Raw genomic sequence first — 13,655 nt, 5'->3', positions numbered from 1 at the left:
GTACCGCGTCTCAGGCAAGAACAACTCTGGACCATTCGCCCCGAATAATCGGCACCCCACACCCCGATCCTCAACCCAAAACGTCAACCTATTCCGATCAGGAAAGATTTAACGACATGCTCGCGCGAATCTGGCCAATCTGGCGATCATGGGGCCAGATACTGAATTTTTGTATACCAAACAGCTCCGCCTGCGGTGATGGCGGGCGGCTGCTATCGCTGATGTCGGGAGAGTGAGCCGAGGCGCTCAGGCACTTCAATCCGGTCACCTCAGCGCAAAGTCCCCGTGATCGTTGCGTTCGACCGCACATCGGGTTGCGCCGATCGCGGGAGTCGAAAATTGCTTGACAAGGCCCCCTGCTTGCTTATGGTGAGGCGGTGGGGACTGAGTCTCGACGCCATCGCATCTTCTGAAGGACCTCGGGTTCCTGAGGTCCGCTCATCGTCGAGAGCCATCTCCTCGGACAGGTCCGTCGATCTGACGCGGGGGCGAACAGACGACGACAGCAGTTCAAGCTCAGGGGAACCCGACAGCATGAAGCACCGGCCGAACTTCGACGGTTGAGACGTGAGTGATTCGAGACGTCGGTGAATCGGCTGGAACTGACATGACGAGTGCGAAACGAGGGCCCTGCGAACGCGCGCTAGTGCACCTCACCACGAGCCGTCGAGGCGTGATGCACTCGATCGTTCGTGAGGTAGGCGCAGCACCTGCGGCAGGGCCTGGATCGCACATCGGATTGCTCAATGTCGGGATGCCTGGCCTGGCCGATCGTTTGATCCAATCTCCTACCCGTCCCGAGGTCTGCGCTCGGCCGGCAGGAACAGAAAACCAGTCCACGTCCTGTGACGTAACGAAATCCATCCCGGCGAGCGCCGCTCGTTCGACAAGGCAAACGATCCATGTCTGAGCTATCCCTGCGAAACCTGCCCCGCGAACAGGCAATCCCATTGGCGATTCTCGCCGTATTGGTCGCCATTCTGTGCGGCGCCTATTGGAACACCCTGACGCTGGTCTACGAACAGTGGGAAAGCCCGCAGTATTCGCACGGTTGGTTGATTCCGCTGTTCACCCTCGTGCTGATGTACCTGCGGTTCGAGCCGTTCGAAGAGATCGCCGACTGGGAGCGCTGGACCGGTGCGGCCATCGTGTTCGCAGGCCTGGCCATGCGGCTCGTCGCGACACGTTACGCACTAGTGATTCCCGACATGGTGTCGTTCGTGCCCTGCGTGGCCGGACTGGTGATGCTCGTCGGTGGCCTGCACATGCTGCGTTGGGCCGGCCCGGCGATCGCGTTCCTGTTGTTCATGTACCCGTTGCCCGACCGTGTCGAGTCGATGCTGCTGCAGCCGTTGCAGCGCGTCGCCACGCAGGTGAGCACCTTCTTGCTCCAGACCATGGGCATCCCGGCTTTCGCCGACGGCAATCGCATCAGCCTGCCGGAGGTCGAACTCGGCGTGATCGACGCCTGCGCGGGCCTGCGCATGTTGACGATCTTTATCGCGCTCAGCGTGGCAATCACGTTGATTACCGACAAGCCGTGGTGGGAACGCATCGTGATCATCCTCAGTGCATTCCCGATCGCCTTGATCGTGAACATTACGCGAATCACGGTGACGGGCATCTTGCACATGACCGCCGGCCCCGAGATCGCGGACAAAGTGTTCCACGATCTGGCAGGCTGGGTGATGATGCCGCTCGCCTTGGGACTGCTCTACATTGAACTGCAATTGCTCGACCATTTGTTCCTCTACGACGACGAGGAAGACATGTCGCTCGACTATGGGCCCGCGGCGACGACTTGAACGACTGCGGCAGTTTGGGGGGAAAAGGGTCCTAGCCCCGGAATAGAGAGTTTCGGCTTCGAGGGACGCGAGGCCGCATCACCTTCCCGGTTGTGGCAACAACACCACGACGCAGGGCAGGCAACGTTGACGCGAGGAAACATGATGCCTTCGCTCAACGCGGAATGTTTGCGGCCGTAACCCGTTGGGAATGAGGAGGTTGCTTTATTCAGCGCGGCATTGATCGGTTTCGGCGGTCCGTGGTTTGCCTATCGGACTGAGACCGGTTGCCATGCATCAAGCACCTGACCGCATCGCACGCGTCCGTTTGCCGTATTCCCATGCTTCGTAGGAGATCCCGCGCCCGTGTTACCCCCTCTCGCTGAACAAACGAGCTACACGAACGGATCGGCGGCCGGGCTGCCCGATCGCTCCCGCGGCAACGTGGCCCTGGTGCCGACCAGCTACGAATCGGCGATCGAGATGCCGGCGCTGCCGTCCTGGCAGGGCACGCCGGTGCAGAAGCCGACCGCGCTGACCGCCCCTCCCACGCCCTTGTCGCTCTTGGGCGCGCTGCGTCGTCGTTGGTTTCTCGCCACCGCGCTCGGCGTGACGCTCGGCGCGATGCTCGCGGCCTTGCCTTGGTTCTTGATGCCGACGAAGTATCAGGCCACGAGCTGGTTGCGCGCCGAGATCATGCCGCCGGCCAACATTTTTGCGGAACGGGTGGGACCGGAAGAATTCGTCACGTTCAAGCGCACACAGACCACGATGATGACCAACCCGTTCGTACTGAACGTGGCTCTGCGCGACGAAAACGTCGGTAAGGCGCCGATGATCATGGCCGAGGCAGATCAGGTAACCTTCCTGGCGAAGAACATCGTGGCGTCGTTCCCGGGCGACGGCCAGTTGCTGAGCGTGTCGCTTTGGGGCCAGGACCCGGGCGAATTGAAGGAAATCGTCGACGGCGTCGTCAAGGCGTATCTCAAAGAAGTCGTCGGCCAAGATCGGCTGGTCCGAGACGCCAGGTACACCAAGCTCAATGACATCTTGCGTAAGAACCGCGGCGAAATCACCTCGATGCGGGAAAAGATCGAAACGCTCGCGGCGAGCACCGGCTCGATCAGCAACGAGTCGGTCAAGCGCAAGCTCGAGGCCTTCGACCGCGACCTGCTGACCACGCACGAAGAAGTGATCATTGCCAAGCGCCACGTCAACGACCTGGAAATGCAGGTTGGCTTGTCGACTGCCAAGCTGAACCAGGCCCAGAGCGAAGAGCCGCTGGTTACCGAGGCCATGATCGACGAGTACCTCAAGGACAACGTCGAGTATCAGGCCCTGCAAAAGAACCTGATGGATTTGCGCGTGGCCTTTGAGTCACGCCGGGCCACGGCCCGGGGCAATGCCTCGGCTGCAAACCGCATGTTGCAGGCAATGGAAGACAAACTCGCGCAGCTCCAGGACGACATGGCCCAGCGCCGTGCCCAGGCCCGGCAAGAGCTGATCGTGCTCGTCAAGCAGGAAAACGTCACCAAGACACGCAACGAGTTGGCCAATTACAACGTCGAACTGAAGCTGCGCCGCGATCACCTGCGCAAGGCGGAAGACCGTCTGGCGGGGATGCAAGCGCAGGTGGTCAATCTCACCAAGCAGTCCTCCGAGTTGCAATCGAAATCGGCCGAGCTCAAAGAGCTCGAAGAGGTCACCGCCAAAATCGCCACAGAAGTGAACCAGTTGCGCATCGAGCTCGATTCGCCGGAACGCGTCCGCCTGCTCGATCCAGCGGCGATCCAGGGCAACAATTTGATGACCAAGTACGGCATCGTGCTGATCTGCGGCGTGCTGGGCATGCTGGGTTCGCTGGTCGGTGTGGCGCTGCTCGAGTTCAACTCCCGCCGGATCGCCAACGTGAACGAGGTTGGCGAGGGCCTGGGCATGAAGGTGATCGGCGTCCTGCCGCACCTGTCGACGCGTGGGGCGCGGGGCGCGGCGGTCCGCGGCATGCTCGCTGAATCGATCGACGGGATTCGCACCTCGCTGCTGCACAGCGAACGCGGCGACTCGCTCCGCGTGATCCTGGTCACCAGCGCCGTGGCACGCGAGGGCAAGACCACGGTCGCCACGCAGTTGGCCGCCAGCCTGGCCCGCGCCGGGCGCCGCACGCTGCTGGTCGATGCCGACCTGCGCAGCCCATCGGCGCATCGCCTGTACGAAATGCCGCTGGAACCCGGCTTGTGCGAAGTGCTCCGCGGTGAGACCGAACTGGACGATGCCATTCGGCCGACGCGTGCCGCCGGGCTCTGGATCGTCGCGGCTGGCAAGGTTTGCCGCGAATGCATCCATGCCCTGGCCAAGAACGAATTGCGGCAACTCTTTGCCCGGATGCGCTGCGAGTTCGATTACGTCGTGATCGACGCCGCTCCGGTGCTCAGCACGGCCGATACGCTGACGGTCGGCCAACATGCCGACGGCGTGGTCCTGTCGGTGTTGCGGTCGTCCAGCCGTGCTCCCAAGGTCTACGAGGCCTGCGAGCGCCTGGAATCGGTCGGCATTGCCGTGCTCGGCACCGTGGTCAACGGGGTCGATACGCCGCTTGTGCGTCGCATGCCGGAACTGCCTGGCACGGGCGGCCCGGGCACTGGCGAGGGCAAACCGGCCAAGGTCGCCAAGGCCAAGCCGGCCAAACCGGCCGCCAAGCCGCGCGGAAAGGCCAAGACACCGGCCTAATCGGTCGGGGGTATGCGCTGTCGCGACGCTGTCGCTGGAGATTCAGAGTTGAACACGGTACCACGGCGTCTCGACGACCTGTCGAACGCCGTGGTACCCTGACGTTTCGCCGGCTGGTTGGTGCTGGATCGTCCGATCACGGACTGCGTGTCGCACGGCCGGCAGATATTTCGCCCTTGGGTAGTTCTTGCGAGGTTTGAGCCATGATTCGCCTGGCATTGCCGATTGCGGCGGTCCTGATCGTCTTGGCGATCTCCACCTACTATCAAGGATACTGGTCCGAACGCTGGAACCAGGCCGAACTCGATGCCGAGCTGAAGTCGGCCTCGGCGCGGATCGCGAATGTGCCGGAGTTCATCGGCGACTGGAAGGGCGAAACCCAGCCGGTCGACCAAAAGCAGTTGGCCCAGGCCCACGTCACGGCCCACCAGTCGCGCGAATTTCGCAACGTGAAAACGGGCGACAAGATCGGTTGCTTCCTGGTTTGCGGCAAGCCGCGCCACGTCGCGATTCACACGCCGGACGACTGTTACGTCGCCGCGGGCTTCCAAATGCTGGGCAAGGTCGAGCCGATCACGATCGAAACATCCGACGGCCAGAAAGCCCAGTTCAACACCACGGTTTTCCGCAAACAGCAAGGCGAGACCAAGGAGACGTTGCGGATCTTCTGGGCCTGGAATCACGGCACCGGCTGGGAGGCCCCGTTGTTTCCCCGCTTGAAGTACGGCACCGGCGCGGCGCTGTACAAGATGTACTGCATCCTGCCGTCGGACGAAGATCGGCCGCTCGACGATCAACATCCGTGCGTGCGCTTCATCAAGGCGGTCGTGCCGAAAGTGAGCCTGGCGCTGTTCCCTGGCGATGCGCCGGCGGCTGCGCCGTCCGAGGGATCGACGACGCCCGCAGCGCCAAAGCCGGAAACGGCCAAGACGAGCGAGCCCGCCGCCGAAACGCCGGCCGGTTGATCCCACGGGAACTCTGCTCTACGGCGCCGGCGGACGCGACTGCTCGGCGAACCGCCAGGAATCGCAAGCCAGCGCAGGGAGTGCAACTCTTCATGGCCGACGCACGTGCCATCTGCGGCAACGACGCCGGCCGCCGCCGAGCCTGCGCCGCGGCGTTGGCCCTGTCGTTCCTGGTCGCCCTGTGGCCTGACACCGCGCGCGCGGGTCTCGGACCGGAAAACGTCATCCTGGTCGTGAACTCCCGCAGTTGGGCCTCGCTTACGGTGGCCAACCACTACATGCGGCTCCGGCAAATCCCGTCGAGCCACGTCGTCTATCTCGATTGGGAACTCGGCGTCGAGTCGACTTCGATCGAGAATTTCCGCACGAAGATCCTCGACCCGTTGATCAAGGCGATCCGTGCCCGCGGGCTGGGCACGCAGATCGACGCGATCGTCTATTCGGCCGATTTTCCCTTCGCGATCGACATCAGCGAAGACCTGGCCGGGAAAAAGCTGCCTCAGCAATTCACGCCGGTCGCCTCGCTCAATGGGCTGACGTACCTCTGGGACATGGTGCTCACGCGCGACTTGAACTACGTCGGGCTGAGCGCCAACGGCTATTATCGCAGCACCAAAAAAGGCGCCGACGCCCCGGAAAGCCAGGGGTTTCGCAACTGGTACGGCTGGAGCGACCGGGGCGAACTGCTCGAGGCCGGCGGCCGGCACTACGTGCTCTCGACGATGTTGGCCGTGACCTGCGGCCGCGGCAACTCGGTCAACGAGGCGCTGCGGATGCTGGAATCGGCAGCGCTGGCCGACGGCACTTCACCGCAGGGCACGATCTACCTCTGCCAGAACCCCGACAGCCAGGCCAACGACAACATCCGCTCGAAAGTTCGCGAGGGCAATTTCGAAGTCGCCGTCGCCGAGATCAAGAAGCTGGGCATCGAGGCGGAGATCTTTCGCGGCAAAGTACCTCGCGCGAAAAACGACGTCCGCGGCGCCGTCGTGGGCACCGCACTGCTGGAATGGAATAAGGCCAACAGCTCGATCGGTCCCGGTGCGATCTGCGAGCATTTCACCAGCTTCGGCGGCGACCTGAGCGAAGGCGCCAGCCAGTCGCCTCTGAGCGATTGGCTGCGCTACGGGGCCGCCGGCGCGAGCGGCACAGTCACCGAGCCGTTCGCCATCGCGGAAAAGTTTCCCACGGCGTTCATCCAGGTGCATTACACGCGTGGCTGCAGCCTGGCCGAAGCGTTTTATCAATCGGTCAGCGGTCCATACCAGCTGCTGATCGTCGGCGACCTGCTGTGCCAGCCCTGGGCCAAGATTCCGAAGGTGTTCGTACAAGGCGTTGCCGCCGGCCAGCGGGTCAAGGGAACCCTGACCATCACCCCTTCGGCCGAATCGTCCGGCGATACCGAGGTCGATCGCTTCGAGCTGTTCGTCGACGGCGTGCGGCACACGATCTGCGCCGCCGGCGAAAGCTTCACGCTCAACACGGCAAGCCTGATCGACGGCTTTCACGAAATCCGCGTGGTCGCCGTCGATGCCTCGCCGATCGCCACGCAGGGGCGCGTCGTACTGCCCGTGTGGTTCGAGAACAACGGACGCAACGTCGAATTCAAAGTCTCGTCCGACAAGCCCCAATGGGAGCAGCCGCTCGTCGTGTCGGCAACGGCCGCCGACGCGTTGGGCATTGCCGTCTATTCCAACTCGCGGCTGCTCGGCACGATCAAAGGCGCACAGGGGCAACTCGAAATCGAACCGCAAAAGCTTGGGCTGGGGCCCGTGCGGCTCCGGGCCATCGCTCTCGGCAAGGGCGGACCACGCCAGCACGTGATCTCGCAGCCGATCGACTTTGTCGTCGAACCGCCGGCCCCCTTGAAGGGCGAAACCCTATCCGGCCACGTCGAGGGCCTGGAGTTTCAGGCCGGGGGGGCAAGACCGCGCGTCGTGACCGATCTGACGAACAAGGACTGGTTCCTGAAGGCTGGCGGAAGCGTCGACAAGCCGTTCATCCTTTCCGGCTATTTCGACGTGACCGCGGCCGAGGTCTACCAGTTCCACATTCGCCACGACGGGCGGCTCAAATTGCGCGTAGACGACAAGCTGTTGTTCGACGGGAAGAGCGCGCACTTCGGCAACTTGCAAATCCTGCCCGTGCACCTGGCCAAAGGCTCGCACCGGCTGTCGGTCGAGGCCGCCCCGGACCCCGAGGTACGGCTCGAAATGCGTTTCGGCGGCCAGGGTGTTCGGTCAATCCGGGGGCGGCAGTTCTGGCATCGCGGCAAGAGCTGAACTGCCCGGCCGACAGTGGATCGGCCACGGCCGCGGCCCCCCTTCAGGCCGGCTGCCCGGGATAGGCAAATTATTTGGGCCAGATTGGCGTAAACCCTGTCGAATCAAGAATTTTCGTCGCCGAGATTGCTTGATGTTCGAGGGGTCAAGGATATACTCAAGGCACTCGCGCAAAATCATCCGGAGGAGGACGCGGGGTGCCGGGATCGAGTCTGCTGCGGCACGCCGGTGATGCGGCGAAAGGAGCGCAGGTTCGCTCGCTTCCGCGCGTCGCCTGCCCAGCAATTTCCGGCCGCTCCGTCGCCAGGGGAATGCGACGGTCTTCGAACCCTTCTCGACCGGGATTGATTCCCAGGGAATGGTCAGCCGCCCCGCGAATCCGAGTATTCGGGCGTGGTTTTTTGCCACCTTGGCGTTGCTTCTGGGCGACAGGCTCCGGGAGAACGGCGCGCGGGAGGTAACGGACGTGCGGATTGTGCGCGATCGAATAGTCTGCCGGTAACGAAGCGGAGGGTCAGTGGGGGGACCTTGCCCCCTCGGCATTTCTCTTGCACCCGTCCTGACGCGGGGCATTCAGGATTCGGATGCCCCGAAACTCGAGGTAAGGATGCCAACGCCCGTGCAAATCAAGCGTGTTCCAGGTCAAAACTCAGGGGACGATGGTCACCCACGGGAACGGAGTGCGCGCCGTGCACCTCTGGCCCATGGCACCATGCAAGATGCCGATTCTGCCCGCTGAACCCGATGTCTACCCGGCCGACTTGTTCGAGGCCTGCGCGAGCGATCCGGCGGGGCATGCGAATCAGTCGGCGCAATGGTGGGCGCTGTACACGCTGCCGCGGCGCGAGAAAGACCTGCTGCGGCGGCTGCGGGCGCTGGAGTTGGCCCACTATGGCCCGCTCGTGCCGCGGCGCCAGCGCTCCCCGCAAGGCCGCGTTCGCACCAGCTATCTGCCCCTGTTTTCCGGTTACGTCTTTCTCCGCGGCGACAACGACGAACGGCACCGAGCGCTGACCACCCAGTGCGTATCGCGGTGCCTCGAAGTGCCCTGCGCGGCAGAGCTGGTGGCCGACTTGAGCCGCATCCATCGGCTGATCGCCGGCGGGCTGGCACCCACGCCCGAGGCTCTGGTTCAACCCGGAATGGCGGTGCGGGTCAAATCTGGACCGCTAGCAGGTCTGGAGGGAGAGGTTGTCGAGCGCCGCGGCCAGAAGCGGTTGCTCGTGGCCGTGCGATTTCTCCAGCAGGGCGCGTCGGTCGAACTGGATGATTTCGCCGTTGAGCGAATCGACCGCTAATATGCCATCTATCTGCTGCCCAAACGCCGTGATGCTGCACCCAGCGGTTACTTGCCTGGACCGCTTCGGGGAATTATGCTGCCGCGGGGGTGCAGATTCCTCTCTTCGAATGTTATCAGCGTCATTTCCTGCCCCGGCCAGGGCTCGGTGGGGGCTTTCGAGACACCGGCTGAATGTCGCAGCAGGCGACCGCTTCAGGCGGTGCGTGGCGCCGTCCGCAACGCAGGATTGCAACGCGGCTCGGTTGGGTTCGGCCGTTCGGCTGGACCTCACTGCGAAAGGATGCATGCGGACAAGATGATGGTCAACAAACAGCCTTCGCGCCGGTTGACGAAGCGGTCGTTCTTTGCGCTGTTCGTCCACGCGGTGGTCTTCGGATTCTGCTACTGGTTTGCCGTCTGCGTGCGTTCGGACTTCACCTTGCCCGAACGCTTTCAGACGGTGTTCTGGATTACGCTGCCGGCCGTGCTGGTGATCAAGCTCACGGTGTTCTACGCCTTGGGCCATTGCCACGTTTCCTGGCGCTATGTGGCCTTTTCCGACTTGGGACTGCTGCTGCGCGCAGCCACGTTGTCGACGCTGGTCCTGGCGGCCGTCGACTACTTCATGGTCACCGAGACGCGCATCCCGCGGACGACCTTGGCCGTCGACTGGGCCATGACGATCGTGGCCCTGGGCGGCTTGCGCGCCCTGTGGCGGATGTCGCGTGAAGAGGTCTTGCCGCTGTTCAACCGCAAGGACTACCGTGCGGCCCTGATCGTCGGCGCGAACCACTCGGGCGAGTCGCTGGCCCGGCAGCTCCAGGTCGATCCGCAGCTCAAGTATCAAATCGTCGGGTTCCTCGATCAGGACGCGTCGCGCCACGGCTCGATCCTGGCCGGCATCCCCGTGCTCGGCCGTCCGGAAGATGCGGCCCGGTTCGGCATCGCCTACGACGTCGAAGACGTGTTGGTCGTCTCGGGCCATCTCTCGGGCAAACAATTGCGTCAGTTGATGGATCGCTGCCAGACGGCGAATCTGAACGTCAAGGTGCTACCCGGCGTCGACGAGCTGCTGACCGGCGATTACCGGTTGCAGGTCCGCGACGTGCAGATCAACGACTTGCTGCGTCGCGAGCCGGTGCAGCTCAATAGCGAAGCCATCGGGCACTTGCTCGAAGATCGCGTGGTGCTGGTGACCGGCGCCGGCGGTAGCATCGGGTCGGAAATCTGCCGCCAGGTCCTGCGCTTCAACCCGCGGACGCTCGTGCTGGTCGAACAGGCGGAAAACGCGCTGTTTCTGATCGAGCAGGAGCTGCACCGGACCATCCCCCAGGCCCGGCTCTGCCCGTGCATCGCCGACATCACCGACGAGCGCCGGGTTCGGGCCGTGCTCGAAGAGCATCGGCCACACGTGATCTTTCATGCCGCGGCGCACAAGCACGTGCCCATGATGGAGCACAACCCCGGCGAGGCGGTGAAGAACAACATTCTCGGCACCAAGCTGCTGGCCGAACTGGCCAACGAGTACGGCGTCGACCGGTTCGTGATGATCTCGACCGACAAGGCGGTCAATCCCACGAGCGTGATGGGTGTTTCGAAGCAGCTCGCCGAGCGGTTCGTGCACGCCTTTGCCGAAGAGGCCCAAACCAAGTACGTCGTCGTGCGATTCGGCAACGTGCTGGGCTCCAACGGCAGCGTCGTGCCGATCTTCCAGGAACAGATTCGCCGCGGCGGGCCCATCACGGTCACGCACCCGGAGATCGAACGCTTCTTCATGACCATTCCTGAGGCCTCGCAGTTGGTGCTGCAATCGGCCGCCATGGGCCAAGGGGGCGAGATCTTCGTCCTCGACATGGGCGAGCCGGTGCGGATCGTCGACTTGGCCCAAGACCTGATCCAACTGTCCGGCTTCAGCACCGACGACATCGAGATTCATTTCACCGGCTTGCGGCCCGGCGAGAAGCTCTACGAAGAGCTGTATTTCGACGACGAGCAGATGCTGACCACGCCGCACCCCAAGGTGTTCGCTGCATATCACCGGCCCTACGCACTGGCGGAGGTGCGCCGCGGTATCGTCGAGCTGACCGCCCTGGCCCATGCTCCCGCCGAGGCGATCAAGCTGAAGTTCAAGGAGTTGGTGCCCGAGTATCGGCTGGGCGGCGAAGCGAAAGCCGGCGAAGCGGCGAGCAAGCCGACTCCGCACACGTCGGTCGCCACGGCCAACGGCAACGGCCGGCATCTGTCGCCGAAACCTGACGCGGACCAGTCCGACTCGGACTTGCCGGAAACGAGTGCCGCCGCGGATTCCCGCGAGGCGGAAGAAGCCGCGGAACCAACGACCACCTCCTCGGTCACCTGACGCGGCACGACTTGCCCGCCCCAAACGGAAAGCCCTTGCGGCCAGCCTCCTTCCAAATCGGCCAGCACGCCGTGGGTCCCGGCCACCCGTGCTTCGTCATCGCCGAGGTGGCCCAGGCCCACGACGGCAGCCTCGGCGCCGCGCACGCCTACATCGATGCGATCGCGCGATCGGGCGCCAACGCGGTCAAGTTTCAAACGCATATCGCCGCGGCCGAATCGACGCCCGGCGAACAGTTTCGCGTGAAGTTCTCGCCGCAAGATGCTACCCGCTTCGACTACTGGCGGCGGATGGAATTCACGCCCGACGCATGGCGCGGCCTGGCCGACCATGCCGCACAGGCAGGCCTGGTGTTTCTGTCGACGCCGTTTTCGATGCAGGCCGTCGATTTGCTCGACGCACTGAAAGTTCCGGCCTGGAAGGTCGGTTCCGGCGAAGTCAACAACCTGCCCATGCTGCGACGGATGGCCTCGACCGGGCGTCCCGTGCTGCTATCGAGCGGCATGTCGCCGTGGTCCGACGTCGACCAGGCCGTCGAGACGATCGTCGCGGCGGGGGCGGCGGTGGGCATTTTTCAATGCACCACGGCGTACCCCTGCCCACCCGAAAGAGTAGGGCTCAACGTGCTGGCCGAGTTACGCGAGCGTTACGGCGTGCCGGTTGGCCTCTCGGATCACTCCGGAACGATCTTTCCCTCGCTCGCGGCGGCGACCCTGGGGGCCAATCTGCTGGAAATGCACGTCGTCTTTTCCAAAGAATGCTTCGGCCCGGACGTGAAGGCCTCGGTCACGACGGCCGAGCTGGCCCAGTTGGTCGAGGGCGTGCGGTTCATCGAGTCGGCGTTGGCGCATCCCGTGGACAAAGAAACGGCCGCGGGCGACATGGCGGAATTGCGCAAGCTGTTCGGCAAGAGCGTGGTCGCGGCCACGGACCTGCCGGCGGGGCGCGTCCTGGCTGAAACCGACCTGGCACTCAAGAAACCGGGGACGGGAATCGCTGCGGCCCGCCTGCCGGAAGTTTTGGGCCGCAGGCTGAAACGGGCCGTAGCGGCGGATACTCTGTTGGCGGAGGAAGATTTTGAGTAACAACGGCAAACGAACCGTCTGCGTGGTGCTGGTCGACCGCGCCAACTATGGGCGTCTGAAGCCGGTGATGCGCGCCATCCAGGAACACCCCGCGCTGGAGCTGCAGGTGCTGGCGGCCGGCACGATGGTGCTCGAGCGCTTCGACCAGCCGGTGCGCGTCGTGCGCAAAGACGGTTTCGCGATCAGCGGCGAGATCTACACGGAGCTCGAAGGCTCGACGCCGGCCACGATGGCCAAGAGCGTCGGCTTCGGCGTGGTCGAGTTCTCCAGCGAGCTGCACCGCTTGAAGCCAGACGTGGTACTGTTGATCGGCGACCGCTACGAGGCGCTCTCGGCGGCCATCGCAGCGGCCTACATGAATATCCCGTTGATCCACCTGCAAGGCGGCGAGGTCAGCGGCTCGATCGACGAAAGTGCCCGGCACGCGATCACGAAGTTCGCCCAGTTTCACGTGCCTTCAACCAAACGTTCGGCCGAGTACATCATGCGGATGGGCGAACGACCCGACACGGTGCTCACGGTTGGCTGCCCGTCGAGCGACATAGCGCGTTCGCTCGATCGCACGCTCCCGTCGGCGGTCGTCAACAGCCGCGGCAACGGCGTCGAAATCGACGTCACCAAGCCCTTTTTCCTGGTCATCTTTCACCCGACGACGACCGAGTTCGGCGCGGAAAGCGACCAGATGCAAAACCTGCTCAAGGCGCTCGACGCCGTCCGCGTGCAGTCGCTGGTGCTGTGGCCGAACATCGACGCCGGCAGCGACCACATCAGCAAGATGATCCGCGTGTACCGTAATACGATCGACCGGCCGTGGATGCGTACGCTCACCAACCTGACGCCGGAAGACTATCTGAAAGTGCTGGCCAATACGGCCTGCGCAATCGGCAATTCCAGCAGCTTTGTCCGCGACGCCGGTTATTTCGGTACGCCCGTCGTGCTGGTCGGCAACCGGCAAAACGGCCGCGAAACGGACGTCCATGCCGTCCGCGTGTCGGTCGAGGTCGATGCGATCCGCGCGGCCATTGAAAAGCAGTTCAAGCATGGACGTTATGCACCAAGTACGCTGTATGGAGACGGGCACGTCTCGCAACGGGTGGCCGACGCGGTGGCCGCGCTCAAGCCCTACGTCCAGAAGCGTCTCGCGTTTGTCCACGAAGATCTCTAACCCGCGCGT

At 63.7% G+C, this 13,655-nt stretch carries 8 protein-coding genes; all 8 read left to right on the top strand.

Annotated elements, in window-relative coordinates; all coding sequences use genetic code 11:
• The first annotated feature begins 902 nt into the window (after positions 1 to 902).
• The 8 genes from K1X74_14100 to neuC all read left to right on the top strand — a co-directional run bounded on the left by K1X74_14100 (position 903) and on the right by neuC (position 13,646).
• Positions 903 to 1,805, top strand: a complete 903-nt coding sequence (locus K1X74_14100) for an exosortase/archaeosortase family protein (GenBank protein MBX7167458.1) — start codon at positions 903 to 905, stop codon at positions 1,803 to 1,805.
• A 345-nt stretch (positions 1,806 to 2,150) separates the two neighbouring features.
• Positions 2,151 to 4,511 carry a polysaccharide biosynthesis tyrosine autokinase gene (locus K1X74_14095; GenBank protein MBX7167457.1) on the top strand — a complete coding sequence of 787 codons (2,361 nt, stop codon included), beginning with the start codon at positions 2,151 to 2,153 and terminating at the stop codon, positions 4,509 to 4,511.
• Between the two features lie 203 nt (positions 4,512 to 4,714).
• Positions 4,715 to 5,476, top strand: coding sequence for an EpsI family protein (locus K1X74_14090; protein MBX7167456.1), 762 nt, complete (start codon positions 4,715 to 4,717; stop codon positions 5,474 to 5,476).
• A 92-nt stretch (positions 5,477 to 5,568) separates the two neighbouring features.
• A complete protein-coding gene (locus K1X74_14085) occupies positions 5,569 to 7,758 on the top strand; it encodes a hypothetical protein (GenBank protein ID MBX7167455.1) in 2,190 nt (729 codons plus the stop codon).
• Between the two features lie 719 nt (positions 7,759 to 8,477).
• Positions 8,478 to 9,056 (top strand): antitermination protein NusG, encoded by a 579-nt coding sequence (locus K1X74_14080; GenBank protein MBX7167454.1) that lies wholly within the window; start codon positions 8,478 to 8,480, stop codon positions 9,054 to 9,056.
• A 297-nt stretch (positions 9,057 to 9,353) separates the two neighbouring features.
• Entirely contained in the window at positions 9,354 to 11,396 is a 2,043-nt protein-coding gene (locus K1X74_14075; GenBank protein ID MBX7167453.1) for a polysaccharide biosynthesis protein, read from the top strand.
• 71 nt (positions 11,397 to 11,467) lie between these two features.
• The gene (locus K1X74_14070) at positions 11,468 to 12,481 is read left to right on the top strand and encodes an N-acetylneuraminate synthase family protein (protein ID MBX7167452.1); all 1,014 of its coding nucleotides are present in this window, start codon (positions 11,468 to 11,470) and stop codon (positions 12,479 to 12,481) included.
• The gene (neuC, locus tag K1X74_14065; GenBank protein MBX7167451.1) at positions 12,471 to 13,646 is read left to right on the top strand and encodes a UDP-N-acetylglucosamine 2-epimerase (hydrolyzing); all 1,176 of its coding nucleotides are present in this window, start codon (positions 12,471 to 12,473) and stop codon (positions 13,644 to 13,646) included. Before K1X74_14070 ends, neuC begins: the two co-directional genes overlap by 11 nt.
• Positions 13,647 to 13,655 lie beyond the last annotated feature (9 nt).

It is taken from the genome of Pirellulales bacterium, from assembly GCA_019694435.1.
GTDB lineage: Bacteria > Planctomycetota > Planctomycetia > Pirellulales > JAEUIK01 > JAIBBZ01.
This window is presented reverse-complemented; position numbering and strand designations above follow the sequence as displayed.

Coding starts and splice junctions, on each gene's coding strand:
- K1X74_14100 (MBX7167458.1), top strand. CDS start 903: ATGTCTGAGCTATCCCTGCGAAACCTGCCCCGCGAACAGGCAATCCCA.
- K1X74_14090 (MBX7167456.1), top strand. CDS start 4,715: ATGATTCGCCTGGCATTGCCGATTGCGGCGGTCCTGATCGTCTTGGCG.
- K1X74_14085 (MBX7167455.1), top strand. CDS start 5,569: ATGGCCGACGCACGTGCCATCTGCGGCAACGACGCCGGCCGCCGCCGA.
- K1X74_14080 (MBX7167454.1), top strand. CDS start 8,478: ATGCCGATTCTGCCCGCTGAACCCGATGTCTACCCGGCCGACTTGTTC.
- K1X74_14075 (MBX7167453.1), top strand. CDS start 9,354: ATGATGGTCAACAAACAGCCTTCGCGCCGGTTGACGAAGCGGTCGTTC.